We start from the raw sequence: 26,105 nt of genomic DNA, 5'->3' as shown, positions 1-26,105 counted from the left end.
GTCCCTTGTGCTCAGCGGGTTTCGTTGAACAGTTCGCGGCCAATCAGCATCCGGCGGATTTCGCTGGTGCCGGCGCCGATTTCGTACAGCTTGGCGTCGCGCAGCAGGCGGCCAGCCGGGAATTCGTTGATGTAGCCGTTGCCGCCCAGAATCTGGATCGCTTCCAGGGCCATTTGCGTGGCGCGTTCGGCGGTGTACAGGATGACCCCGGCGGCGTCTTTGCGGGTGGTCTCGCCACGGTCGCAGGCCTGGGCCACGGCATACAGGTAGGCGCGGCTGGCGTTGAGCTGGGTGTACATGTCGGCGATCTTGCCCTGGATCAGCTGGAACTCGCCGATGCTCTGGCCAAACTGCTTGCGGTCGTGGATGTAGGGCACCACCAGGTCCATACAGCTTTGCATGATGCCGGTCGGGCCGCCGGAGAGCACCACGCGCTCGTAGTCCAGGCCGCTCATCAGTACGCGCACGCCGCCGTTGAGCTGGCCGAGGATGTTCTCTTCGGGCACTTCGACGTCATCGAAGAACAGCTCGCAGGTGTTGGAGCCACGCATGCCCAGCTTGTCGAACTTGTTGCTGCGGCTGAAGCCTTTCCAGTCGCGTTCGACGATGAACGCGGTGATGCCGTGCGCACCCTTGTCCAGGTCGGTCTTGGCGTAGATCACGTAGGTGTTGGCGTCGGGGCCGTTGGTGATCCAGGTCTTGCTGCCGTTGAGCACGTAGTGGTCGCCGCGTTTTTCGGCGCGCAGTTTCATCGAGACCACGTCGGAGCCGGCGTTGGGCTCGCTCATGGCCAGGGCGCCGATGTGTTCGCCGCTGATCAGCTTGGGCAGGTACTTGAGCTTTTGCTCATGGGTGCCGTTGCGGTTGATCTGGTTGACGCAGAGGTTGGAGTGCGCGCCGTAGGAAAGCGCCACCGAGGCCGAGCCGCGGCTGATTTCTTCCATCGACACCACATGGGCGAGGTAGCCCAGGCCGGCGCCGCCGTATTCTTCCGACACGGTGATGCCCAGCAGGCCCATGTCACCGAATTTGCGCCACATGTCGGCGGGGAACAGGTTGTCGTGGTCGATTTGCGCGGCGCGTGGCGCCAGTTCGGCGGCGACGAAGGTGCGCACCTGGTCACGGAGCATGTCGATGGTTTCGCCCAGGGCGAAATTCAGAGAGGGGTAATGCATGTGTGGGCACCTTCTTGTTCTTGAAATGGGGTAACACCGTAGCTCATGGGTTCGCCGCCGACCCCTGTGGGAGCGGGCTTGCCCGCGAATGCGTCAGCAGGACCACCGTCATTGCCTGAGTGATCGCATTCGCGGGCAAGCCCGCTCCCACAGGGGTCGGCTTGAGCCTATGGGCGGTGTCGTTCGTCACCTTTACGTTAACGTAAACCTGCCTTCAGTCACTGTCAATCGCCTCATCACCTTTACGCAAACGTAAATGTGCGCCAGAGTATCCCCCGCTTGCTTCAGTCGTGCCCAGAACAACCACAAGAAGGGACACCCATGAGTCAACCGAGCTATACCCGCGGTCGCCAGGACCGACCCTTGCTGACCCTGACCATCGGCCAGGCCTTCGATGCCACTGTGGCCCGCTACGCCGATAACGAAGCGTTGGTGTCGCGCCACCAGGGCCTGCGCTACAGCTGGCAGCAGTTGGCCGAACAGGTCGATGTGCATGCCCGCGCCTTGATGGCCCTGGGTGTGAACACCGGCGATCGGGTCGGCATCTGGTCGCCCAACTGCGCCCAGTGGTGCATCCTGCAACTGGCCAGCGCCAAGGTCGGCGCGATCTTGGTCAACATTAACCCGGCCTACCGCGTGGGCGAGCTGGAGTATGTGCTGCGCCAGTCCGGTTGCCGCTGGCTGGTGTGCGCCGATGCGTTCAAGACGTCCAATTACCACGCCATGGTCCAGCAGCTGGTGCCAGCGCTGGCAACCGTAGCCCCCGGTGAGCTCGCCAATGAAAACCTGCCCGAACTGCGCGGGGTGATCAGCCTGGCTGCCCAGCCACCGCTTGGCTTCCTGCCCTGGCAGGCGCTGGCCGAGCGGGCTGGGCAGACCACGGTCGAGGCCTACACGGCCCGCCAGCAGAGCCTGCAGTTCGACCAGCCGGTAAATATCCAGTACACCTCTGGCACCACTGGCGCGCCCAAGGGCGCCACGCTCAGCCACTACAACATCCTCAACAACGGTTTCATGGTCGGCGAGAGCCTGGGCCTGACCAGCGCCGACCGCATGGTGATCCCGGTGCCGCTGTACCACTGTTTCGGCATGGTCATGGCCAACCTCGGCTGCATCACCCATGGCAGCACCATGGTCTACCCCAACGACGCTTTTGACCCTGAGCTCACCCTGCGCGCCGTGGCCGAGGAGCGCGCCAGCATCCTGTACGGCGTGCCCACCATGTTCATCGCGATGCTCGACCACCCGTCACGTCAGGGCATGGACCTCTCCACCTTGCGCAGCGGCATCATGGCCGGTGCCACTTGCCCGATCGAAGTGATGCGCCGGGTCATCGACCAGATGCACATGGCCGAAGTGCAGATTGCCTATGGCATGACCGAAACCAGCCCGGTGTCGCTGCAGACCGGCCCGGACGACGAGCTTGAACTGCGCGTGACCACAGTCGGGCGTACCCAGCCGCAGTTGGAGAACAAACTGGTGGATGCCGACGGTTGCATCGTGCCCAGAGGTGAAATCGGCGAGCTGTGCACGCGGGGCTACAGCGTGATGCTCGGCTATTGGGACAACCCGCAGGCCACGGCGGATGCCATCGACCCGGCCGGCTGGATGCACTCGGGCGACCTGGCGGTGATGGACGAGCACGGCCATGTGCGCATTGTCGGGCGCAACAAGGACATGATTATCAGGGGGGGCGAAAACATCTACCCACGCGAGCTGGAGGAGTTTTTCTACACCCACCCGGCGGTGGCCGATGCGCAGGTGGTCGGTATCCCGTGCAACCGTTACGGCGAAGAGATTGTGGCCTGGATCAAACTGCACCCAGGGCACAGCGCCACGGTCGATGAGCTGCACGGCTGGTGCAAGGCGCGCATCGCGCACTACAAGGTGCCGCGGCATTTCCGCTTTGTCGACGAGTTCCCCATGACGGTGACTGGCAAGGTGCAGAAGTTCAGGATGCGCGAGATCAGTGTGGCGGAAATTTCGGCGCTCTCTGCAGGTTGACAGGTCCCGGCTGCCGGCCGCTTCCAGGGTGAACCCTTGAAGCGGCCGGCAGCCACCGCAAAAGCCTCTATCCTTAAGCCTTCACCGGTGGCTCCTGGCTCGGCGGGTCGCCCACCGTCGGCGGCACTGTTGGCTTGATCGGCAGCTCGTCCGGGTCTTGTTCCGGCACGGGCGGCGGTAAGCTGGGGTCGTCGATGTTGGGATCGGGGGTTTCCGGTGGAATGGGAATGTTCATGGCCTGACCTCGCGTGGGTGAATGAAGAGGTGCTGCAGGCTCTGACTGTCAGGGGCTGCCGTTCGCTCAATTTATTTGAACCCCTACGCCCGTGCCCGGCTCTGAATCCTTACCGCCACCAGCCTAAGGGAGCAAGGTCCGATGTCACGAAACGAGCCTTTCGAAAGCGTGCCCATGGCGAACGATCACCCGGACCAGGCCATCAGCCTGTCCCAGGCGCTGCTGGCGCCGCGCATCGTGATCGAGGGTACGCAGCCTGCGCTCGACGGCGGCATGTTCGCCGCCAAGGCCATCAGCGGCCAGCCGGTCGCGGTCAGCAGCAAGGTCTACAGCGACGGCCATGACCGTCTGGCCGTGATGCTCAATTGGCGCCAGGCCCACAGCCGGCGCTGGCACTGCGTGCCCATGCATTCACCGGGCAATGACCTGTGGCTGGCCGCGTTCACGCCGACCGAATTGGGCCCGCACCTGTTCAGCATCGAAGCCTGGATCGACCCGTTCGCCACCTATTGCCACGACCTGGAGAAGAAGTACCACGCTGGCGTCGAGGTCAAATTGGAGCTTGAGGAAGGCCGTCTGCTGCTGGGCAAAGGCGCAGAGCGCAGCGAGGGCTTCTTGCGTGAGCAGATCGAGGGCTTGCAGGCACGGCTGCCGGCACTCTCCCAGGATGACCAGGTGGCGCTGTTGCTGGGCCCCGAAGCCTCTCGGCTGATGACCGAGGCGGAACACCGCAGCTACCTCACCCGCAGCAGCGAATTCCCCGTCGATGTCGACCGCCCGGCCGCGCAGTTCGCCAGTTGGTACGAGCTGTTTCCGCGCTCGATCACCGACCGCCCCGAGCGCCACGGCACGTTCAACGACGTGCACGAACGCCTGCCGATGATCCGCGACATGGGCTTCGACGTGCTGTATTTTCCGCCCATTCATCCGATCGGCAAAAAGCACCGCAAGGGCCGCAACAATGCCTTGCAGGCGGAGCCCACTGACCCCGGCAGCCCTTACGCCATCGGCAGCACCGAGGGCGGGCACGATGCCATTCACCCTGAGCTGGGCACCCGTGAAGACTTCCGCCGGCTGGTGGCCGCCGCCGCCGAGCACGGTCTGGAAATCGCGCTCGATTTCGCTATCCAGTGCTCCCAGGACCACCCGTGGCTCAAGGAACACCCCGGCTGGTTCAGTTGGCGCCCCGACGGCACCGTCCGCTATGCGGAAAACCCGCCGAAGAAGTACCAGGACATCGTCAACGTCGACTTCTACGCCCCTGAAGCCGTGCCTTCGTTGTGGTTGGCGCTGCGCGATGTAGTGGTCGGCTGGGTCGAGGAGGGCGTGAAGACCTTCCGCGTCGACAACCCACACACTAAACCGCTGCCGTTCTGGCAATGGCTGATCGCCAATGTGCGTAGTCGGCACCCGGAGGTGATCTTCCTCGCCGAGGCTTTCACCAAGCCGGCGATGATGGCGCGCTTGGGCAAGGTTGGTTACACGCAGAGCTATACCTACTTCACTTGGCGTAACACCAAGAAGGAATTACGCGAGTATTTCGAAGAACTCAACCAGCCGCCGTGGAGCCAGTGCTACCGCCCCAACTTCTTCGTCAATACCCCGGACATCAACCCGTACTTCCTGCACACATCGGGCCGCGCGGGCTTTCTGATTCGCGCCGCGCTGGCAACCATGGGTTCAGGGTTGTGGGGCATGTATTCGGGCTTCGAGCTGTGCGAAGCCACGCCGCTGCCCGGCAAGGAGGAATACCTGGACTCGGAGAAGTACGAAATCCGCCCGCGTGATTTCAGCCAACCCGGCAACATCATTGCCGAGATCGCCCAGCTCAACCGTATTCGCCGGCAGAACCGCGCCCTGCAAACGCACCTTGGCGTGGCCTTCTTCAACTGCTGGAACGACAACATCCTGTACTTCGCCAAGCGTACGCCCGAGCGCGACAACTTCATCCTGGTGGCGATCAGCCTCGACCCGCACAACGCCCAGGAAGCCAGCTTCGAGCTGCCGTTGTGGGAGCTGGGCCTGGACGACAGCGCCGACACCCTTGGCGAAGACCTGATGAACGGCCACCGCTGGACCTGGCATGGCAAGACCCAGTGGATGCGCATCGAGCCGTGGCATCAGCCGTTTGGCATCTGGCGCATCGAAAAGGCCCGGTAGCACGACATACCCCATTAACGGTGGCAGCGGGCTTGCCCGCGAAGCAGGCACCGCGGTGAATGGCACCGGCTTTGCCGGTGTTCGCGGGCAAGCCCGCTCCCGCAGGAGATCGCGCAAGCTCCAAGCTCAAGAACGATCTGAAAGGAGTCACCCATGGCCAAGCGTTCCCGACCAGCAGCCTTCATCGACGACCCGCTGTGGTACAAGGACGCGGTGATCTATCAGCTGCACATCAAGTCGTTCTTCGACGCCAACAACGACGGCATCGGCGACTTCGCCGGGTTGATCAGCAAACTCGACTACATTGCCGCACTGGGCGTGAACACGCTCTGGCTGCTGCCGTTCTACCCCTCGCCACGGCGCGACGACGGTTATGACATCGCCGAATACAAGGCCGTGCACCCGGACTACGGCAGCATGGCCGATGCCCGGCGCTTCATTGCCGAAGCACACAAACGGGGCCTGCGGGTGATCACCGAGCTGGTCATCAACCACACCAGCGACCAGCACCCCTGGTTCCAGCGCGCCCGCCTGGCCAAGCGTGGCAGCAAGGCGCGCGACTTTTACGTGTGGTCGGATGACGACCAGAAGTACGACGGCACGCGCATCATCTTCCTCGACACCGAAAAGTCCAACTGGACCTGGGACCCGGTCGCCGGCCAGTACTTCTGGCACCGCTTCTATTCGCACCAGCCAGACCTCAACTTCGACAACCCGCAGGTGCTCAAGGCGGTGATCGGGGTGATGCGCTTCTGGCTTGACCTGGGCGTCGATGGCCTGCGCCTGGATGCCATCCCCTACCTGATCGAGCGCGATGGCACTAACAACGAAAACCTGCCCGAGACCCACCGGGTGCTCAAGGCGATCCGTGCCGAGATCGACGCCAACTACCCCGACCGCATGCTGCTGGCCGAGGCCAATCAGTGGCCCGAGGACACCCGCCCTTACTTTGGCGAGGGCGATGGCGACGAATGCCACATGGCCTTCCACTTCCCGCTGATGCCACGGATGTACATGGCCCTGGCCATGGAGGACCGCTTCCCGATCACCGACATCCTGCGCCAGACCCCGGAAATACCCGCCAACTGCCAGTGGGCGATCTTTCTGCGCAACCACGATGAGCTGACCCTGGAGATGGTCACCGACCGTGAGCGCGACTACCTGTGGAACTACTACGCCGAAGACCGCCGCGCCCGCATCAACCTTGGCATCCGCCGCAGACTGGCGCCGCTGCTGCAACGCGACCGTCGGCGCATCGAACTGCTGACCAGCCTGCTGCTGTCGATGCCCGGCACGCCGACCCTGTACTACGGCGATGAGCTGGGCATGGGCGACAACATCTACCTGGGCGACCGCGATGGTGTGCGTACGCCCATGCAATGGTCGCCGGACCGCAACGGCGGGTTCTCCCGCGCCGACCCGCAGCGCCTGGTGCTGCCGCCGATCATGGACCCGCTGTACGGCTACCAGACGGTCAACGTCGAAGCCCAGTCCCACGACCCGCATTCGCTGCTCAACTGGAACCGCCGCCTGCTCGCGGTGCGCAACCAGCAGAAGGCGTTTGGCCGTGGCAGCATTCGTATGCTCACACCGAGCAACCGGCGCATCCTCGCTTACCTGCGCGAGTACACCGACCAGGACGGCAACAGCGAAGTGATTCTCTGCGTGGCCAACGTTTCCCGCGCCGCCCAGGCCGCCGAACTCGAGCTGTCGCAATACGCCGATAAAGTACCGGTGGAGATGCTTGGCGGCAGCGCCTTTCCACCGATTGGCCAGCTGCCGTTTTTGCTGACATTGCCGCCGTATGCTTTTTACTGGTTCCTGCTGGCTTCGCACGACCGCATGCCCAGCTGGCATATCCAGGCCACTGAGGGGTTACCCGAATTGACCACACTGGTGCTGCGCAAGCGCCTGGAAGAGTTGCTCGAAGCGCCTTCCAGCGAAACGCTGGAAAGCGCGATCCTGCCGCAATACTTGCCTAAACGGCGCTGGTTCGCGGGCAAGGAAGGGCCGATCGACCAAGTTCGCCTGCGCTATGGCGTGCGCTTTGGCACGGCCACCACGCCGGTGCTGCTCAGCGAGCTGGAAGTGCTCAGCGAGGGCGTGCTCAACCATTACCAACTGCCGTTCGGCCTGTTGCCCGAAGAGCAGATCAACAGCGCCTTGCCTCAGCAACTGGCGTTATCGCGGGTGCGCCGTGGCCGACAGGTTGGCCTGATCACCGATGCGTTCGTCCTTGAACCGTTCATCCGTGCCGTGCTGCGGGCCTGTCAGGAGCGCCACCAGCTGCCCTGCGGCAATGGCCTGGGCGAGCTGCGTTTCGCGTGCACCGAACAGCTGGCCAGGTTGGGCCTTAGCGAAGACAGCCCAGTGCGCTACTTGAGCGCCGAGCAGTCCAACAGCTCGGTGGTGGTCGCTGACCGCGTGGTGCTCAAATTGATCCGACGGGTCAACCCGGGCATTCACCCCGAGCTTGAGATGAGCGCCTACTTGACAGCCGCAGGCTATACCAACATTTCGCCACTGCTGGCTTGGGTCAGCCGCGTGGATGAGCACGCGACTGAGCACCTGCTGATGATTGCCCAGGGCTACCTGAGCAATCAGGGCGATGCCTGGGCCTGGACCCAGAACACCCTGGAGCGGGCCATCCGCGACGAGATGGAACCGTCCAGCACGGCCAGCGAAGCCCACACCGATGCCCTGGCCGAACTCGACGGTTTCGCCGCCTTGCTCGGCCAGCGCCTGGGCGAGATGCACCTGCTGCTGGCGGCACCGACCGACGATGCCGCCTTCCAGCCGCGCCCAAGCGGTACCCAGGACAGCGAACGCTGGAGCCGCCAGATCAGTGCCGACCTGACCCACGCCCTCGACCTGCTGGCCCAGCACCGCGACAACCTGGACAGCGACAGCCAGGCGCTGGTCGACGACCTGCAGCAACAGCGCGACGGCCTTACCCAGCACATCGACGACCTCGCGCGTCAGGCCCAGGGTGGCCTGTTGATGCGGGTGCATGGCGACCTGCACCTGGGCCAGGTGCTGGTGGTGCAGGGCGATGCCTACCTGATCGATTTCGAGGGCGAACCGGCCCGCCCACTGGAAGAACGTCGGGCCCGTCACAGCCCTTACAAAGATGTCAGCGGCGTGCTGCGATCCTTCGACTATGCTGCTGCGATGATTCTGCGCAGCGCGTCTGCGGTGGACCTTTCGGACCCGGCGCGCAAGGCTCGGCAACGGGTTGCCAGGCAATACCTGCACCAGTCGCGGCATGCCTTTGTCGAAGCCTATGGCCTGGCCACCGCTGCCATGCCCCACGCCTGGCAGCAGGCCGAAGGCGAGCGTGCCGCACTTGAATTGTTCTGCCTGGAAAAAGCCGCGTACGAAATCACGTACGAAGCTGAAAATCGACCGAATTGGCTGGCCGTGCCTTTGCATGGCTTGCATGGACTGATCAGTACCTGGGGAGAGTCATAGATGAATGCAACCACGCGTGAAAACGGCGGCCTTCGGCAACGGGACCTCGACGCCCTGGCCCGCGCCGAGCACGCCGATCCATTTGCGGTACTAGGCCCCCATGGCGATGGTGCGGGCGGGCAGTTCGTCCGTGCGTTCCTGCCCAATGCCCTGAGCGCGCGCGTGCTGGCGCGCCAGGATGGGCGTGTGCTCGCCGAAATGGTGCAAGGCAAGCTGCCTGGGCTGTTCACCGCGCACCTGGATGAAGCACAGCCGTACCTGCTGCACATCGGTTGGGCCGGTGGCGAGCAGGTGACCGAAGACCCGTACAGCTTCGGCCCGCAGCTGGGTGACATGGACCTCTACCTGTTCGCCGAGGGCAACCACCGCGACCTGTCGGGGCGTTTTGGTGCTCAGCCGATGCAGGCCGATGGCATCGACGGTGTGTGCTTCTCGGTGTGGGCGCCAAATGCCCGCCGCGTGTCGGTGGTGGGTGACTTCAACAACTGGGATGGCCGGCGTCATCCCATGCGCCTGCGCCACAGCGCAGGGGTGTGGGAGCTGTTCGTGCCGCGCCTTGGTGTGGGTGAAACGTACAAGTTCGAGGTGCTGGGCAAAGAAGGCGTGTTGCCCCTGAAAGCTGACCCGCTGGCCCGCGCCACCGAGCTGCCGCCGAGCACGGCGTCGAAGGTTGCCAGTGCGCTCAGCCACCCCTGGCAAGACCACGACTGGATGGCGCAGCGTGCGCAACGTCACGCCTACAACGCGCCCCTGTCGATCTACGAACTGCATGTTGGTTCATGGCAATGCGAGCTGGATGACCTGGGCGAGGTGGCGCGTTACTACAACTGGCGCGAGCTGGCCGAGCGCCTGGTGCCCTATGTGCAGGCGCTGGGCTTCACCCACATTGAACTGATGCCGATCATGGAGCACCCGTTCGGCGGCTCCTGGGGCTATCAACCCCTGTCGATGTTCGCGCCGACCTCGCGCTACGGCAGTGCCGAAGATTTCGCCGCCTTCATCGACGCCTGCCACCAGGGCGGCATTGGCGTGATCCTCGACTGGGTACCGGCGCATTTCCCCACCGACGAACACGGCCTGGCACGCTTCGACAGCACGGCACTGTACGAGTACGACAATCCCCTGGAGGGCTACCACCAGGACTGGAACACGCTGATCTACAACCTTGGCCGTAACGAGGTGCGCGGCTTCATGCTGGCCTCGGCCTTGCTCTGGCTCAAGCAGTTCCACATCGACGGCCTGCGCGTCGATGCCGTGGCGTCGATGCTCTACCGCGACTACTCGCGCAAGGCTGGCGAGTGGGTGCCCAACCGCCATGGTGGGCGCGAGAACCTGGAGGCCATCGACTTCATCCGCCACCTCAACGGTGTGGCGGCGCATGAGGCCCCCGGCGCGCTGATCATCGCCGAGGAATCCACCGCCTGGCCAGGTGTCAGCCAGCCAACCCAGCAGGGCGGGCTGGGCTTTGCCTACAAGTGGAACATGGGCTGGATGCACGACACCCTGCACTACATCCAGAACGACCCGATTCACCGCACCTTTCATCACAACGAGATGAGCTTCGGGCTGATCTATGCCTACTCCGAGCATTTCATCCTGCCGATTTCCCACGATGAAGTGGTGCACGGCAAGCATTCGCTGATCGACAAGATGCCGGGCGATCGCTGGCAGAAGTTCGCCAATCTGCGTGCCTACCTGACCTTCATGTGGGCGCACCCGGGCAAGAAGCTGCTGTTCATGGGCTGTGAATTTGGCCAGTGGCGTGAGTGGAACCACGACAGCGAGCTGGACTGGTACCTGTTGCAGTACCCAGAGCACAAGGGCGTGCAGCGGCTGGTCGGGGACCTCAACCGCCTGTACCGCGAGGTGCCGGCGCTGCACGAACAGGATTGCCAGCCCCAGGGCTTCCAGTGGCTGATCGGCGACGATGCGCAAAACAGCGTGTACGCCTGGCTGCGCTGGAGCAGTGAGGGCGAGCCCTTGCTGGTGGTGGCCAACTTCACCCCGGTGCCGCGTGAGGGGTATCGGATTGGCGTGCCGTTTGGCGAGCGTTGGGCAGAACTGCTCAACAGCGATGCCGAACTGTATGCAGGGTCCAACGTGGGCAACCTGGGGGCGGTGGAAAGTGAAGCAATTACTAGCCATGGGCAACCACTGTCGCTGGCCCTCAACTTGCCGCCGCTGGGTGTATTGATCCTCAAACCTGCCTGATTTGGTTTGCCCGATACGCCCTTTTCGCGGGGCTACCCGCGAAAAGGGCACCGCTACATTCAGCCTCTACCACCGCATCCGCACCCCAAGGCTACCGATCAGCCCATTGAGGTCATTGTCATCCACATCGCTGCTGTAATCGGCACTGACAAACAACGCCACGTTCGGTGTCACCCGTGCCACCAGCCCCAAGCCTAATTCCACCGTGGTCGAGTACCGCGAGCTGGAGATCTTGTCGACCTGATCCAGCTTCACCTCGTCGGCATTGCTGAAGTCATACCAGACGTTGGTGCGCACATAGGGTTCGATCGGCATGCCACGCACTTCGTAGCGCCCGGACAACTTGGCACCGACCCGGCCGCTCCAACTGGGCTGGCTGTCGAATGCCTGTAGCGTCTCCTCCTGCACCCGGCTACCGGGGAAAAACTGCTGGTTGATCAACTGGGCTTGGGGTTCGATCACCCAACCGCCCCCCAGGCCGATTGGGTAGCCACCTTCCAGCGAGAAGGTCATGGCATGGCCGCTGTCGTCCAGGCGTTGGCCACTTTCGCCGCGGCCATTGATGTCGATACGCGAGCCCATGGCCACGGCATCCAGGTGCCAGCCCCGTTCATGGGTCATGCTCCAGTACACCCCCAGGCTTTCGCCACTCAGGTTCACGGCATTGCGCTGCTTGTCGCCCAACAGCGGGCGAATGCCGTTGAAGCTGCTCTGCAGGTTGTTGTGGCCAACGAAGATCCCCGCGCGGTGCACATTACCCGCCGAGGTTTCACGCAAGAACAGGTCCGGGCCGATCATCAGTTGCTGGCTGGGCGATTCGAGCTGGTCGGGCGGCTGTGCGCCGGTGCGCGAGGTGCCGGGGAAGAATTGCGCCCACTGGCTGGCGACCAGGTCCGGCGCCGCGAGGCCGTGGCGCTCGTTCATCTTTTCCGAGAAGGCGTTCAGGGTCGCTATGTTCAATCCGCTGGCGCTGACCGGGTCGAGCGATAGCTGCGGGACCGCCGGTTGTTGCAAGAAGCTAGGGGAGGTTGGGTCGTCCTGCAGTTCGAATGCGAAAGTTTCCACCGGGGTTGCCAGAAGCAGCGACGTGGAAACCGCGCAGAAAATGCTGTCGAAGCGCAAAGGATTCGAGGTTCTTTTCATGGCGGATCTCCGTTGTTTTTGTGGTACAGCCCAAGGACCTGGCCTGTTGTCACGAGCTGTACGGCAAAAACAGTGGGCGACCCAAACCAGCACGCCTGCTTTCGCAAACGCGCACGAAGGCGCGAGCTAGAGGCCCGGCGCGAGATCTTTACGACTAGATACTGTTCAGCTAAGGAGAGGTAGGGGCTTGCGTCAAGAAAGCGTGAAGGATCTGTTCATGGCCTGTGAATGGGTTCAAGCAGCTGATTTTCCGAGTTAAATAGTCAGGTATATCGAGGTTCGCTATTTACCGCCCCGTGGCTATGAAGAATGATTGCTAGAGCCGAACCTCAACAGCCAGTTCGATGTCGGCCGGGGTGCTACGTACCGCCTCGCGCAGTGGCGGCAGCATGAAGCGCCGGTGGAAGGCAGTGAAACCCATGTAGGTGTTGCCTCTGTCAAAGCGTCGCGCACGACCCCTGTAGGAGCGCCCCGGCAAGCCCGCTCCTAGGTTTTGTACGAAAGTATGGTTATCCATCGTTGTGGGAGCGGGCTTGCCCCGCGATCTGCCGCAACGCGGCAGCAAAGCCTGAATTCGCGGCGTCTTTGACACTATTTGATATCGGGTACAGGAGCGCTTCGCACTCCATCGGGGGCAAGCCCGCTTGTGTCTTGGAGAGGGAATAGAATCTGAAGTGAGAGCGGTGAATGGCAAGCTGATAGCCCGAGGTGCCCAGAGCACGTGTGGGAGCAAAAGCTGCCATTCACCGTTCCACTTTGGCGAGAGCCCGAACAGTTGGATGAGGGGCGTAATCTCGAATCACAAGCGTGGGCCAAGCCAAAGCGCTCTCACTCCTTGAGTTTAAGAGGGTTTGGCCATGTCTTCCTCTGTCGGCATCGATGTTTCCAGTGCCACACTTGCTGTTCACATCCGCCCTGAGGGGGTGAACTTCAGTGTTTCCAATGACTTGAAGGGATTCCAACTGCTCGTCGAAAAGCTTGGCGGGTATGCAGTTTCAATGGTCTTGCTCGAAGCTACCGGTGGCTACGAGTGCAATGTCCTCAAAGCGCTGCAGGATGCCGATTTTCCGGTTTGCCGGATCAATCCCAGTCGTGCCCGGGACTTTGCCAAGTCGATGGGTAAACGCGCCAAGACCGATCCCATTGACGCAGCTGTTTTGGCTCACCTGGCTGAAGTTATGCCCCCACGGCCTTGCCAGGTGATGACACCCGAGCGGGCCTTGCTGCGCGAACTGCTTATGCAGCGGGATCGCTTCGTCCAACAGCGCGACGATGACAAGCGGCGCCTGAAGCAGGCGCGGGCTCCCAGTGTTTGTTTGCGGTTGGAACAACACATCGCCTATCTGAAGGGTGAAATTCGAGCGCTGGAACAAGAGATCGCACAGCAGGCAGCAGCTTTGCCTGATGACCGGGTTAAACAGCTCACTCAAGTCAAAGGAATTGGTCTGATTACTGCCGGAAAGCTGATGGCCTTGCTGCCAGAGCTGGGCCAGGTGGATAAGAAGGAAATTGCTGCCTTGGTCGGTGTTGCGCCGTTCAACCAGGACAGCGGCAAGCAGTCGGGCAAGCGTTCAATCTGGGGGGGGCGCTCACAAGTCAGGCGGGCGCTCTATATGGCCTGCTGGGTGGTGATACGGCACAACAAGGACTTCTGCGAGCGCTACAAAGCACTGCGAGCCCAGGGGAAGTGCGCGAAAGTATCGGTGGTGGCGTGTATGCGAGTATTGATAGTGAGGCTAAATGCGATGCTCAAGACCGGAACGCCCTGGAAGGAGCAAATAGCTCATTCGTAGGAGCAAGCCTTGCTGGCGATGCCCGGCACAGCCGGGCCTGGGGCGCTACGCGCCCCATCGCCGGCAAGGCCAGCTTCCACAAGAAGACAGTTGCTCCCACAAAACTTTTCGTACAGAGCCTAGACAAAGGACCGATCAGGGCCCCTGAGGTTCACTCTTCCTCGTGCTGCAGCACCATCAACAGCATCGAGCGCCCCTTCACTTCGAACGTGCTCTCGAATGGCAAGTGCTGCCCCTTGCGCAGCTCAGGCCGGTCGGTATCCACCAGGCAGCTCCAGTAATCGCCTTCGGGCACGGTAGGCAGTTGGAACGGCACGGTATCGTGATGGGCATTGACGATCAGCAGCACCGTCGCCTCGGCACCTGGCCGGGCGATGCCGCTGACCTGCGCACGCCCGTCGATCAGCATGCCCAGGCAACGGCCATGGGGGTCTTCCCATTGCTCGACGCTCATCTCGCTGCCATCCGGCGCCAGCCAGGTGACATCCTTGACCCCGATCGCCTCGTTGTAGTCACCCACCAGAAAGCGTGAACGGCGCAGCACCGGGTAGGCCAGGCGCAGCCGGGTCAGGCGTTTGACGAAGGCCAGCAGCGCGGTGCCATCGTCGTCCAGGTCCCAGTTGACCCAACCGATCTCGCTGTCCTGGCAATAGGCGTTGTTGTTGCCATGCTGGGTGCGGCTGAACTCGTCGCCGGCGACGATCATCGGCGTGCCCTGGGCAAACAGTAGGGTGGCGAAGAAGTTGCGCATCTGGCGCATGCGCAGGGCGATGATTTCCGGGTCGTCGGTGGGCCCTTCGGCGCCACAGTTCCATGACAGGTTGTTGTCGGTGCCGTCCTGGTTGTTCTCGTCGTTGTCCTCGTTGTGCTTGCTGTTGTACGACACCAGATCGCGCAGGGTGAAGCCATCGTGGGCGGTGACGAAATTGACCGAGGCATAAGGGCGCCGGCCGCGGTTGTTGAACATGTCGCCCGACGCGGTCATGCGCGAAGCGAAGTCGGCCAACTGGCCTTCATCACCTTTCCAGAACGCCCGCACGGTGTCGCGGAAGCGGTCGTTCCACTCCGCCCAGCCAGGCGCGAAGTTGCCCACCTGATAGCCACCGGGGCCGCAATCCCAAGGCTCGGCAATCAGCTTGACCTGGCTGAGCATCGGGTCCTGGCGGCAGGCGACGAGGAAGCCGTGGCGTTCGCTGTAGCCATCGTGGTAACGACCGAGGATGGTCGCCAGGTCGAAGCGAAAGCCATCCACATGCATCTCGCCGGCCCAATAACGCAGTGAGTCGGTGACCAGTTGCAGCACGCACGGGTGGCTCAGGTCCAGGGTATTGCCGGTGCCGGAATCGTTGATGTAATAACGCTTGTCGTCGGGCATCAGCCGGTAGTAGGAGGCGTTGTCGATGCCGCGCATGGACAGTGTCGGGCCGCGCTCGTTGCCTTCGGCGGTGTGGTTGTAGACCACATCCAGAATCACCTCCAGCCCGGCGTCATGCAGGTGCGCGACCATCTCTTTGAATTCGGCGATCTTGCCGCTGGCCAGGTACCGGGGGTGCGGCGCGAAAAAGGCGATGCTGTTGTAGCCCCAGTAATTGTTCAGGCCCTTGTCCAGCAGGTGCTGGTCGTTGACGAAGGCGTGGATCGGCAGCAGTTCGATACTGGAAACGCCCAGGTCCTTGATGTGCTTGAGCAGCTCGTCATTGGCAAGGCCGGCGAAGGTGCCGCGCAGTGCTTCCGGCACCGCCGGGTGACGCATGCTGATGCCGCGGGTATGCGCTTCGTAGAGGATGGTGCGCTCCCAGGGGATCTGCACGCGCTGATCGCGGCCCCAGGTGAAGGCCGGGTCGATGACTTTGCATTTGGGCACGAAGGGTGCGCTGTCGCGTTCGTCGAACGACAGGTCGCCGTCGGGGTGGCCGATGGTGTAGCCGAACAGTGCCTCGGACCATTTCAGGCTGCCGACCAGTTGCTTGGCGTAAGGGTCGATCAGCAGTTTGTTGGGGTTGAAGCGGTGGCCGTTCTCGGGCTCGTAAGGGCCGTAGACGCGATAGCCGTAGACCAGCCCTGGGTGTGCGTCGGGCAGGTAGCCGTGGTAGATCTCGTCGGTGTATTCGGGCAGCTCGATGCGCTCGATTTCCTGTTCGCCACTGGAGTCGAACAGGCACAGCTCGACCTTGGTGGCGTTGGCCGAGAACAGGGCGAAGTTGACCCCAAGCCCGTCCCAGGTAGCGCCGAGGGGGAAGGGCATGCCTTCGCGAATGCGCGATGGGGCGACTGAGCGGGTTTTCTTCGGGATGCGGGGGCTCATGGCAGTCCTCGAGTGACCGTGGTGGAAGGGGGCTATGTACTCCCGGACGGGCCTTTTCGCGGGGCAAGCCCGCTCCCACAGGCAGTGGGGACTCTGTGGGAGCGGGCTTGCCCGCGAAGAGGCCGGTGCAGGCTTAACCGGCGGCGGGCTTTTTCACCGCCCGTGGCTTCTTCGCCGCCGCAGGCTTGGCAACCGGCTCTGCCGCTACCTTGGGCTTGGCCGCCGCTTTCTTGCGCGGCGCTGCCTTGGGTGCCAAGGCCTCGGCCTCGGCCAGCTTGCGCGCCATCTCCCAGTGGCGCTCCTCCTCACCGACGGGCTTACCTTCCGATTCCCAGATCTGGTAGGCAAATTCACGGATACGCTTCTCATCGACACTCATCATGACGCTCCTGATGCTCAAGATTGTTGTATCAACACATTGACCGGAAATTCCGACAGTACGGCGCTCAACAGCAGCTCCTTTGAAGGGCTGACCGCAGCACTGGGGAAAAGTCCCGTCGAGTTGGCAGGCGACAAGGCAAACGGCAGGATCAGCCGGGTGTCGTCCCAGTTATGTGCCGGGATCAACGGTGTAGTGGCGCCGCCGAGCAGGCCGCTGGCCAGGCGTGGGGCAACGACGATGGCGCGTTCGTCGTCACCCAGGCGGGCGAAGGCCAGCACCTTGTCTGCATGCGGGCCCTGCACCGTCAGCGGCAGGTAGGCGCCCCGCCGGAACAATTCGGCATGCGCCTGGCGGCAGTCCAGCACCCGCGCGATCAGGGCTTGCTTGATGCGGCCGTCGCGCCAGTGTGCAAGCAGCTCGGCTGGCGGCGTGGCGTCGTCCAGGGTGCGGCGCCTGAGCGCGTAGTCGACCGGGCGGCGGTTGTCCGGGTCGACCAGGCTGAAGTCCCAGTACTCGTTACCCTGGTACAGGTCGGGCACGCCGGGCACGGTCATGCGCAACAGTACCTGGACCAGGCCATTGAGTGCGCCAGGGCAGGCGATGAGCTGGGCAGCATCGGCCAACGACTTGCGCAATTGCTGGTTCTCGTCACCCAGCAACAGGCCGTCGATGTAGCTGGCGCAGGCGGCCTCGTAGGCCTCGTTCGGGGCGCTCCAGCTGCTGCGCAACTTGGCTTCGCGCAAGGCCTTCTGCTGCCATTGCCTTAGGCGCTCGGCGTACGGGCGCAGAGCGCCGTCATCGTGTGGGTCAAGGCTCAGCGGCCAACTGCCCAGCAGCGTCTGCAGCAGCATCAGCTCATCGCCAGGGCTGGGAGCCAGGCCGTCGTCCAGTTGCGTGCGCAGCGGCGCCGCCAGCTCGCGCCAATGCTCCACGCGGCTGGCCAGCCACGGGCCGCGTTCGCTGAGCACGGCCAAGCGGGCGCGGGTGTCTTCGCCGCGTTTATGGTCGTGGGTGGCAGTGGCCAACAGGTTGTCGGGGAAGTCGCGCAGGCGCCGCTGGGCCTCGTTGTGAAAAGCGTCGCTGCCGGCGCTGAAACGCTCGGCCTCGAAGCCTACATCGTTGCGCGACAGCAGCCGGGCGCTGCGGTAGAAGGCCGTGTCCTCCACGGCCTTGGCGGCGCTGGGCGCGGTCAGTTGCTGGAAGCGCACACAGGCATGGCGCAGGTGCTTGCGCGGGCGGCCCGGTGGCAGGTGGCGCCAGGGCTGGCCGCCGAGCCAGTGTTCGAGCTGGTCGAGCAGCGGCCAGTCTGCCTCGCCGAGGTCCTGGCGGGCATTGGCCAGGGCCTGCTGGAAGAACGCTTCATCCTCGGCAGGGCGGCCGCAGGCGTTGAAGTAGGTGCGGTACACCGGGTAGTGCGCGACCAGCGCCTGCAGGGCCCGGCGGATCGCGCCAAGGGTCAGGTCGCGGGTCATCAGGTTGTCGCGGGCCACTTGCAGCAAGGCCTGGGCGACCGATTCGCAGTCACCGGCCAGGCTGGCATTGAGCACCAGGTGGCGGGCCAGGCGGACTTCCTCGGGGAAGTCCGGGCGCTCGCTGACGTTGGCCCACAATTCGGTCAGGGGCACTTCGCCTGCTGGGTCGTGTTGCAGCAGCGAGACCTGGTTCATGAACTCGTAGCCGGTGGTGCCATCGGTGAGCCAGTCGCGGTGCAGGTGCTCGTCGGCCCCGAGGATCTTTTCCACGTAGATCGGGAAGTGCTCCAGTGCCGCGCTCAATGGCCGCCGGGCCAACAGGCCATCGACCCGTCGGCGCAGTTTGCGGCAATAGCCACGTGGGTCGGCCAGGCCGTCGATATGGTCGATACGCAGGCCGTCCACCAGGCCGCGTTCAATCAGCTCGAACAGTTTGGCGTGGGTGGCCTCGAACACCACTGCGCGCTCGACCCGCAGGCCGCCCAGCTCGTTGATGTCGAAGAAGCGCCGCCAGTTGATGTCGTCGGCGGCGGTGCGCCAGCTGGCCAGGCGATAGGTTTGGCGTTCGAGCAGCAGGTGCAGGCGTTTGAGACCGGCCTCGCTGCGGCTATCGAATGCGATCAGGGCCGATTCGAGGTCTGCGCCCTCTGCTACCCGCTGCGCCAATTCAGCGTGCAGGGGCTGGGCATCGACCAGCGGTTGAGCACTGTCGCTCAGCGCAGTGAAATGCTCGGCCAACCCTTGCAAAGCGGGTTCGGGGCTTTGCGCGAGGATCCAGCCATAGTCGATCGGGCAGATCGGGAAGCGATGGTCGTAATGGGCTACTTCCAGCACGCCGTGGTGCTTGTCGAAGGTCAGCGGGATCTCGCCTTGCTTCAAGGTTGCGCCGTAGTCGCTGCCAAGGAAGGGCAGCAGTAACTGGCCAGCCAACAGCGGGTCGCTGGAGTGCCATTGGATGTCGAAGAACTCCGCATACGGGCTGCGTCGGCCCCAGGCCAGCAGGCTTTGCCACCAGGGGTTGTCGGCGCCACCCACGGCCATGTGGTTGGACACGGTGTCGAGGATCAACCCCATGCCATGCTGGCGCAGCGCCGTGACCAGGCGCTGCAGGGCGGCCTCGCCGCCAAGCTCCGGGTTGACCTGAGTCGGGTCGACGACGTCGTAGCCGTGGCGTGAGCCAGCGCGCGCCATGAGAATCGGCGAGGCATACAGGTGGCTGATGCCCAACTGGGCAAAATACGGCACCAGCGGCACCGCGTGGTCGAGGGTGAAATCGCTGTGAAATTGCAGGCGCAGGGTCGCGGTCAGTGGCTTCATCGGTCACGCTCCCAGGCTTGCTCGCGGGCCTGGGCCAGTAGCTCCAGGCGCCGTGCGGCGTCTTCATCGTCGAGCAGTTCGCGCACTGGCAGTGCGAAGCGCCGGCGCCAGTTGGGGTGGCCTTGGGTGGTGCCGGGCAGGTTGGGTTGTTCGTCGCAGCCCAGCAGGTCTTCCAGCGGCACCAGCACCAGCGGGGCGCGGGTGTGGCCGACGTAGCGGATGGCGGCGTCGATCACGGCATCGTTGTCTGGCAATGGGCCGTAGTTGGCCTCCAGGGTGCGGCGCAGGCCGGCGTGTTCTTTCTGGCGCTCTTGGCGCCAGTGCAATTCGGTGGCGGCATCGATCAACTGCAGGCGATGGCTCCAGTCGATGTCGCGGTTTTCCAGCCAGCCGGCCAGCGGGGCCAGGTCGTGCGTGCCGGTGGTGGCCAGGGCGCTGTCGGGCCAGTCGAGAATGGCTTTGAAGTGGCCAGGCTGGGTCTGCTCGAAGGGCAGCACGCGCATGCCCAGCACGGCCTTGTCGGCCAGCTGTTCGCGCAGGCCCTCGGGCACGGTGCCGAGGTCTTCGCCGAGGATGATCGCCTGGTGCCGAACCGATTCCAGCGCCAGCAGGCGTAGCAGGTCGTCGAGCGGGTAGTTCAGGTAGGCGCCCTCGCTGGGTTTGGCTCCCCGTGGGATCAACCACAGCCGGCGCAGGCCCATGACGTGGTCGATGCGCAGCCCGCCGGCGTGGGCAAGGTTGGCCCGCAACATCTCGATGAAGGCGCGGTAGCCGTTGCGCTTGAGACCTTCGGGCGAGAACGCACAAATGCCCCAGTCCTGCCCCGAACGGTTGAGAATGTCGGGTGGCGCGCCGACCTTGAGGTTGGCCAGCAACTCGTCCTGGCGGCTCCAGGCCTGGCTGCCGGCACCGTCGGCGCCCACTGCCAGGTCGGCGATCAGGCCAACCGCCATGCCGTTGCCACGGGCTGCTTCCTGTGCGCGTTGCAGGCCTCGCTCGGTCAGCCACTGGCAAAAGGCGTGGAACTCGACCTTGGCCGGGTAGGCACTGGCGAAGGCCTCGACCTCGGGGTGGTAAGGGTCATGCCAGGCGCTGGGCCAGGTACGCCAGTCGGCGCCCAGTCCATGTTCCACCGCCTGGGCCTGCAGCACTTCGAAGCGGCAGTGGTGCTCCAGGGCTTGGCCGCCGGCCTCGCGGTAACTGTCGAAGTCCTTGCGCAGTGGGTGATCGCCCTGGCTGAAGCCCTTGTACAGGGCCTCAAGCAGGCGCAGGCGGGCGCTTGCGGCGCGAGGCCAATCGACCAGGGGGCGCTGCTCTAGCTCTTCGAGCACCTGCTCCAGCCCGCAGGCTTCAATGGCCATGCGCACGTCGCGTTCGCCAAGCAGGGCCGCGGGGCTGGCATAGAGGCTATTGAGCAACAGGCGGCTGGACGGCGAGTAGGGGCTGTAGTGATCCTGGTCGATGGCCGAGAGGGCGTGGAGCGGGCTGATTGCCAAGGCATCGGCGCCGCGCTCGGCGGCTGTGCGCGCCAGTTGCTCCAGCGCCAGGCAGTCGCCGTAGCCACCATCGCCGTTGCGGCGCAGGCTGTACAACTGCACTGCCAGGCCCCAGCAGCGTGGGGGCGGTTGCGCCACGCTGTCGGCCAGGCTGTAGCAGCGCGACGGCGCCACGGCCACGGTGAAGGTGCGGCCGTCGATCGCCAGGGTGTGGTAGCCCAGGGGCAGTTCGGCCGACAGATGGGCTTGGCTGTCCAGGGCCAGGGTGCGCTGGCTGTGGTCTTCCAAGGTGCAATGCACCTCGCTGCCGGCGCTGAAGTAGCGATCCAGGGCCAGCGGTTGGCCAAGCTCGGCGGTCAGTAAGGGCGGCAGGTGTTCGCTGTCCTCGGCGGCCTCCACCGCGCGCAGGCTGGCCTGGATGGCGGATTCGTCGGCGGCGGGGTGGCCCAGGCCTTCGAGGACATTGCGTAGCACGTCGTCACTGACTTGCTGCGGCCGGGCATTGGCATCGATCCAGTCGCGGCTCAGCCCGACGCGGGCCGCCAGACGGTGCAGGGCGGTTTCGCTCATGGGCGCTCCTGGCCAGGGGTAAGCAGGCTGACCACGCAGCTGTACGCGGACAGACAGGTATCGGGGTGTTGGGTGTCACTGCTGTCGAAAAGCCGCGTCGCCGCGGCGGGCAGCTCGACGGGCTGGGGCGTGGCGGCAAGGTTCAAGTCAATCTGCAAGGTGTTGCCATCACCCAGCCGCCAGCGTGCGGTGAGCGCTTTCTCGCCATGCACTTCAGCGCCCAGCGCGCGGCTGCCCGGCAGGTGCGGGATGACGTGGCGACGGCGCAGGTCGAGCAACTGGTGGTAAAGGCCATGCCAACCGGCAATGACGTCCTTGCTTTGCGGGCGCGACGATTCGAAGGTCTGCTCGGCGTTGGGGTCGGGGATCCGTTCACGTTGCACGGGGTCGGCGAACGCGGCGAAGTGGGAGAATTCACCGCGCCGGCCTTCGCGCACAGCATCGGCCAGTGCGTCATGGAAGTCGGTGAAGAACAGGAAAGGGCGGCAACTGCCGTCATCGTCGCCCATGAACAGCAGCGGGATCATCGGAGCCAGCAGCAACAGGCCGGTGGCTGCACGCAGGGCCTGCGGCGGGCAGAGGCGGGTCAGTCGCTCACCCAGGGCGCGGTTGCCGACCTGGTCGTGGTTCTGCAAAAACAGCACGAAGGCGCTGGGCGCCAGGTGCCCGCTGGGCTCGCCACGTGGCGTGCCATGGCGGTTGGCCTGGCCCTGGAACACGAAGCCTTCCGACAGGCAGCGGGCCAATTGGTCGATGGGGCGCTGTTGGTAGTCGGCGTAGTAGCCTTCGGTTTCGCCGGTCAGCAGCACGTGCAGGGCGTTATGGCCGTCGTCGTTCCATTGGGCGTCAAAACCCTGTTCCAGCAGAAAGGCCTGGTTGTGCTCGTTCTCCAGCACCAGCCAGACATGCCGGCCAGGCTCCACCGCAGCGCGTACCCGTTGCGCCAGTTCAACAAGGAAGTCCGGCTGGTCGATGGCATGCACTGCATCCAGGCGCAGGCCGTCGCAGCGGTAGTCGCACAGCCACATCAGGGCGTTCTGGATGAAGTACTCGCGCACCTCGGCGCGACGAAAGTCGATAGCGGCGCCCCATGGGGTTTGCCGGTCTTCGCGGAAGAACGGGCTGGCGTACTGGTGGAGGTAGTTGCCGTCCGGGCCGAAATGGTTGTAGACCACGTCCACCAGCACCATCAACCCATGGCCATGGGCCTGGTCGATCAGCGCGCACAACTGCTGCGGGCTGCCGTAGGTATTGTGCGGCGCATAGGGCAGCACGCCGTCGTAACCCCAGTTGCGCTCACCCGGGAACTGCCCCAGCGGCATCAACTCGATGGCGCTGATGCCGATTTCGGCCAGGCGTGGCAGTTGGCGGGCAACGCCCGCATAACCGTCCAGCACCCCGACGTGCAGTTCCTGGATGACCGCTTCATGCCATGGTCGGCCCTGCCAGGGATGTTGCCAGTCATAACTGGCAACATCCACCACCTGGCTTGGCCCCTGCACGCCATCGGGCTGGTAGCGCGAGGCCGGGTCGGCGACTTGCAGCGTGCCATCGATGCGGTAGTGATACCGATCACCCGCCTGACACGGGGCAACCCCTGTGTACCAGCCGTCATTGTCGGGCAGCAGCTCCACGGGGGGCTGCTGCGCCAGTTCCGCGCTCACGCTGCGCGCATCCGGCGCCCAGAGGGCGAAGCGCGCCGACGTGGCGTCCAACAGGTGTGCGCCATGCCTGTGCATCTTCGAAATCTCCGCTCAGTAGTGGCTCAATTGCGCCTGCTTGACCAGGTCCTCATAGAGGCGAGCATAAGGTTCCACCGCCTGGCACCAGTTGAATGGCTGGGTCATCGACAGGCAGCGCATGGCGTTGAGCAGGTCTTTCTTGCCGTACACATAGAAGGCGCGGCTGAGTGCCTCGCGGTAGCTCTCGACGGTCGATTCGTTGAACAAAAAGCCCGTGACGCCGCACTCGATGGTATCGGCCAGGCCACCGGTATTGCGCGCCACCGGCAATGAGCCGAAGCGCTGGGCGTACATCTGGCTCAGGCCGCACGGCTCATAGCGCGACGGCATCAGCAAAAAATCGCTGCCGGCGAACATGCGCCGGGCATCGGTCTCGTTGAAGCCGATGCGCACGCCGATGCGGCCTGGGTGGCGCAGCGCCAGTTCGCGCATGGCTTGTTCTTCTTCCGGCTCGCCACGGCCGATGATCGCGATCTGCCCACCTTGCTCGACGATGTAGTCGGCCACACCCAGGGTCAGGTCGAGGCCTTTCTGGTAGACCAGGCGCGAGACCACCGCAAACAGCGGCCCCTCGGAAGGTTCAAGCTCGAAGAGCTGACGTACGGCTTCGGCGTTGCGCGCTTTGCCGTCCCAGTCATTGATGCTGAAGTTGTGTTGCAGGTGCTTGTCGGTGGCCGCGTCCCAGCTTTCGTCGATACCGTTGGGGATGCCACCTAGCAGGCCTTGCTGGGCCTTGGCAGAAAGGAAGCCGTCGAGGCCGCAGCCGAATTCCGGGGTGGTGATTTCCCGGGCATAGGTGGCGCTGACCGTGGTGATGTGGCTGGAGTAGGCCAAGCCTGCCTTGAGGAACGACAGCTTGCCGTAGAACTCCATGCCTTCCTGTTGCATGGCATGCTCGGGGATCGCCAGTTCCGGGCTGCAGCCACGGCTGTAGACGCCCTGGTAGGCCAGGTTGTGAATGGTGAACAGGGTTGGCGTGTTCAGCCCGCGCCAATGCATGTAGGCCGGGGCCAGGCCTGCAGGCCAGTCGTGTGCGTGCACCACTTCGGGCTTCCAGTGGATCATGCCTTCGCCTGCGGCAATTTCGGCTGCAGCCAGGCCTAGGCGGGCGAAGCGGATATGGTTGTCGGGCCAGTCACGGCCGTTATTGGCACCATAGGGAGTGCCGTCACGCTGGTACAGCTCAGGGCAGATCAAGACGTAGATGACCAGGCCGTCGGCCAGGTCCATGCGCCCGATCTTGCACGGCGGCAACGCCGCATGGCCGCCCAGTTCGCCGACGATGTGAATCGGGTTATCGCTCTCCATTACCTGGCGATAGCCGGGAATCAGCACCCGTACATCGTGCAGGTGTGCCAGGGCGCGGGGCAGGGCGGCGGAGACATCGCCCAGGCCGCCGGTCTTGACCAGGTCGGCGATTTCCGAGGTCACGAACAGGATCTTGCGTTTGTTCGGGTTGTGCTGGCGCTGCGCGCCGGGTGCCTTGCCTGTCGTGGCGAAATCCGGGGTAAGCGGCTCGCGGTTGTCCGGGTTGAATGAATCTACGTGAGGCTCGACAGCGGCACTGATCATACTTCTCTCCGTCCCTATGCTTGGCCGGGTGCTGGCACCCGTGGCGTTATCTCGTGTTGGTTCTCTCTAATGCAAAACTGTGTAGTGCTATCCATGCCCCTGAGTCGTGCGCGCAGGCACAACGCGATCAGCATTCCGGCCGAAGGCGATTGAACTGATTGGGGGTGGTGGGCTCAAGCTGGGGAAGCCCCCTTGCAACTGGCCTACTTAATTCCTGACCCACCGCCGCTTATGAAAGTTCGACTTTTCTGCGTCACTCTTCCTCTGAGCAAATGGCGGGCCGAAAGCTGAGTGTAGGAGAGAAGAAGTAAAAAAGGTGACCCACTGGTCACTTTCGTTATGGCCGAATTAGACGCAAACGTTGGCGTATGTGACTGGCTATGAACGGAGTGGTCGAGGGTGGGGCAGGCGGTTAGGGTGACGCGCCATCATAGGGCGTGTGCGTGATTGTTCGCCCTCTGATGGGGCGGATTAACACGCACGTTGTAAGACGCCTTGCGAAGGTTGTTTCAGCCTTGTGGCAACAGTGAGGAATGGTGGTGGCTGATAAGCCAGGCCTGCCCGTCCCAGCGGTAGGTGAAGGTGTAACGGGCCGGTACCTGTTTGCCGCTGGCGGCAAAGTCGAAGGTGTACAGCCCTGCGATGGTCACTTTGTTGCAGCCAGGGCTCAGGTGAAGGCTGTCCAGTTTGCCGCTTGGCCGATCAGCAAGAAAGTGTTGAAAGTATTCGATTCGCTCGTCCGGGGTCAGCCGAGGTAATTTCGACAGCGTGGGCAGCAACACCGCATCGTCGCTGTAAAGTTTGGCGACGGCCACCGGGTCGCCAGCCTGCAGGCTGGCATTCCATTGCGCGAACAAGGCGCGAGACTGGGCCTCGGAAAGCATTTGACAGTGCTGTGGAGGGGTTGCCTGAGCGTGTAGGCAAACCGTGAGCAGGGTAGCTGGCAGGCAGTACGAAAGGAGCTTCATGCACGCATCCATCGGGTGCAGGCTCCGGGGCGGGCCTGCGGCGCGCTCTACGGTAAAGAGGACGCCGCGTGTCAGCGAGTGGCCAGGTT

General features: G+C 63.8%; 15 protein-coding genes. 5 read left to right on the top strand and 10 right to left on the bottom strand.

The genetic code is table 11. The features are described 5' to 3' along the window. Positions 1–11 precede the first annotated feature (11 nt). A complete protein-coding gene (locus tag OGV19_RS14475; protein ID WP_264309405.1) occupies positions 12–1,175 on the bottom strand; it encodes an isovaleryl-CoA dehydrogenase in 1,164 nt (387 codons plus the stop codon). A gap of 321 nt (positions 1,176–1,496) precedes the next feature. Here OGV19_RS14475 and OGV19_RS14470 point away from each other — a divergent pair, with 321 nt between their 5' ends. Next, positions 1,497–3,179 (top strand): AMP-binding protein, encoded by a 1,683-nt coding sequence (locus tag OGV19_RS14470; RefSeq protein ID WP_264309404.1) that lies wholly within the window; start codon positions 1,497–1,499, stop codon positions 3,177–3,179. A 73-nt stretch (positions 3,180–3,252) separates the two neighbouring features. On the opposite strand, the gene OGV19_RS14465 is transcribed toward OGV19_RS14470, so the two are convergent. Then, on the bottom strand, positions 3,253–3,414 hold the full coding sequence (locus OGV19_RS14465) for a hypothetical protein (RefSeq protein ID WP_172228164.1): 162 nt from the start codon (positions 3,412–3,414) through the stop codon (positions 3,253–3,255). A gap of 141 nt (positions 3,415–3,555) precedes the next feature. Between OGV19_RS14465 and OGV19_RS14460 the strand changes: the two genes are divergently transcribed. The 3 genes from OGV19_RS14460 (at position 3,556) to glgB (ending at position 11,256) form a co-directional block, all read left to right on the top strand. Next, a complete protein-coding gene (locus OGV19_RS14460; RefSeq protein ID WP_264309403.1) occupies positions 3,556–5,574 on the top strand; it encodes an alpha-1,4-glucan--maltose-1-phosphate maltosyltransferase in 2,019 nt (672 codons plus the stop codon). A gap of 153 nt (positions 5,575–5,727) precedes the next feature. After that, complete coding sequence (gene treS, locus OGV19_RS14455) at positions 5,728–9,045, top strand: maltose alpha-D-glucosyltransferase (protein WP_264309402.1); 3,318 nt, start codon at positions 5,728–5,730, stop codon at positions 9,043–9,045. Continuing rightward, the gene (gene glgB, locus OGV19_RS14450) at positions 9,046–11,256 is read left to right on the top strand and encodes a 1,4-alpha-glucan branching protein GlgB (protein ID WP_264309401.1); all 2,211 of its coding nucleotides are present in this window, start codon (positions 9,046–9,048) and stop codon (positions 11,254–11,256) included. 66 nt (positions 11,257–11,322) lie between these two features. Here glgB and OGV19_RS14445 read toward each other — a convergent pair whose 3' ends face one another. Continuing rightward, positions 11,323–12,399 carry an autotransporter domain-containing protein gene (locus tag OGV19_RS14445; protein ID WP_264309400.1) on the bottom strand — a complete coding sequence of 359 codons (1,077 nt, stop codon included), beginning with the start codon at positions 12,397–12,399 and terminating at the stop codon, positions 11,323–11,325. A gap of 857 nt (positions 12,400–13,256) precedes the next feature. Here OGV19_RS14445 and OGV19_RS14435 point away from each other — a divergent pair. Further along, positions 13,257–14,192 (top strand): IS110 family transposase, encoded by a 936-nt coding sequence (locus OGV19_RS14435; protein ID WP_264309399.1) that lies wholly within the window; start codon positions 13,257–13,259, stop codon positions 14,190–14,192. Between the two features lie 151 nt (positions 14,193–14,343). On the opposite strand, the gene glgX is transcribed toward OGV19_RS14435, so the two are convergent. The 7 genes from glgX to OGV19_RS14400 all read right to left on the bottom strand — a co-directional run bounded on the left by glgX (position 14,344) and on the right by OGV19_RS14400 (position 25,932). Beyond that, positions 14,344–16,497 carry a glycogen debranching protein GlgX gene (glgX, locus tag OGV19_RS14430; protein WP_264309398.1) on the bottom strand — a complete coding sequence of 718 codons (2,154 nt, stop codon included), beginning with the start codon at positions 16,495–16,497 and terminating at the stop codon, positions 14,344–14,346. A gap of 133 nt (positions 16,498–16,630) precedes the next feature. Then, positions 16,631–16,879: a DUF2934 domain-containing protein gene (locus OGV19_RS14425; protein WP_264309397.1), complete on the bottom strand. Its 249-nt coding sequence runs from the start codon at positions 16,877–16,879 to the stop codon at positions 16,631–16,633. Positions 16,880–16,893: 14 nt separating this feature from the next. Further along, entirely contained in the window at positions 16,894–19,668 is a 2,775-nt protein-coding gene (locus tag OGV19_RS14420) for a malto-oligosyltrehalose synthase (RefSeq protein ID WP_264309396.1), read from the bottom strand. Next, on the bottom strand, positions 19,665–21,734 hold the full coding sequence (malQ, locus tag OGV19_RS14415; RefSeq protein WP_264309395.1) for a 4-alpha-glucanotransferase: 2,070 nt from the start codon (positions 21,732–21,734) through the stop codon (positions 19,665–19,667). Before malQ ends, OGV19_RS14420 begins: the two co-directional genes overlap by 4 nt. Further along, positions 21,731–23,473 (bottom strand): malto-oligosyltrehalose trehalohydrolase, encoded by a 1,743-nt coding sequence (treZ, locus tag OGV19_RS14410; RefSeq protein ID WP_264309394.1) that lies wholly within the window; start codon positions 23,471–23,473, stop codon positions 21,731–21,733. Before treZ ends, malQ begins: the two co-directional genes overlap by 4 nt. Before the next feature lie 15 nt (positions 23,474–23,488). Then, positions 23,489–25,048, bottom strand: coding sequence for a glycogen synthase GlgA (gene glgA / locus OGV19_RS14405; protein ID WP_264309393.1), 1,560 nt, complete (start codon positions 25,046–25,048; stop codon positions 23,489–23,491). 509 nt (positions 25,049–25,557) lie between these two features. Beyond that, positions 25,558–25,932, bottom strand: a complete 375-nt coding sequence (locus tag OGV19_RS14400) for a DUF4440 domain-containing protein (protein WP_264309392.1) — start codon at positions 25,930–25,932, stop codon at positions 25,558–25,560. Positions 25,933–26,105: the final 173 nt, after the last annotated feature.

It is taken from the genome of Pseudomonas putida, assembly GCF_025905425.1.
Taxonomy (GTDB): domain Bacteria; phylum Pseudomonadota; class Gammaproteobacteria; order Pseudomonadales; family Pseudomonadaceae; genus Aquipseudomonas; species Aquipseudomonas putida_AF.
The sequence above is the reverse complement of the archived record's forward strand: the minus strand, read 5'-3'. Positions and strand labels throughout refer to the sequence as shown.

Excerpts from the sequence above, each read along its gene's own strand:
- OGV19_RS14470 (WP_264309404.1), top strand. The coding sequence starts at position 1,497 with ATGAGTCAACCGAGCTATACCCGCGGTCGCCAGGACCGACCCTTGCTG.
- glgA (WP_264309393.1), bottom strand. The coding sequence starts at position 25,048 with ATGATCAGTGCCGCTGTCGAGCCTCACGTAGATTCATTCAACCCGGAC.
- OGV19_RS14465 (WP_172228164.1), bottom strand. The coding sequence starts at position 3,414 with ATGAACATTCCCATTCCACCGGAAACCCCCGATCCCAACATCGACGAC.
- treS (WP_264309402.1), top strand. The coding sequence starts at position 5,728 with ATGGCCAAGCGTTCCCGACCAGCAGCCTTCATCGACGACCCGCTGTGG.
- malQ (WP_264309395.1), bottom strand. The coding sequence starts at position 21,734 with ATGAGCGAAACCGCCCTGCACCGTCTGGCGGCCCGCGTCGGGCTGAGC.
- OGV19_RS14435 (WP_264309399.1), top strand. The coding sequence starts at position 13,257 with ATGTCTTCCTCTGTCGGCATCGATGTTTCCAGTGCCACACTTGCTGTT.
- OGV19_RS14420 (WP_264309396.1), bottom strand. The coding sequence starts at position 19,668 with ATGAAGCCACTGACCGCGACCCTGCGCCTGCAATTTCACAGCGATTTC.
- OGV19_RS14425 (WP_264309397.1), bottom strand. The coding sequence starts at position 16,879 with ATGATGAGTGTCGATGAGAAGCGTATCCGTGAATTTGCCTACCAGATC.
- glgX (WP_264309398.1), bottom strand. The coding sequence starts at position 16,497 with ATGAGCCCCCGCATCCCGAAGAAAACCCGCTCAGTCGCCCCATCGCGC.
- OGV19_RS14400 (WP_264309392.1), bottom strand. The coding sequence starts at position 25,932 with ATGCTTTCCGAGGCCCAGTCTCGCGCCTTGTTCGCGCAATGGAATGCC.
- glgB (WP_264309401.1), top strand. The coding sequence starts at position 9,046 with ATGAATGCAACCACGCGTGAAAACGGCGGCCTTCGGCAACGGGACCTC.
- OGV19_RS14445 (WP_264309400.1), bottom strand. The coding sequence starts at position 12,399 with ATGAAAAGAACCTCGAATCCTTTGCGCTTCGACAGCATTTTCTGCGCG.
- OGV19_RS14460 (WP_264309403.1), top strand. The coding sequence starts at position 3,556 with ATGTCACGAAACGAGCCTTTCGAAAGCGTGCCCATGGCGAACGATCAC.
- treZ (WP_264309394.1), bottom strand. The coding sequence starts at position 23,473 with ATGCACAGGCATGGCGCACACCTGTTGGACGCCACGTCGGCGCGCTTC.
- OGV19_RS14475 (WP_264309405.1), bottom strand. The coding sequence starts at position 1,175 with ATGCATTACCCCTCTCTGAATTTCGCCCTGGGCGAAACCATCGACATG.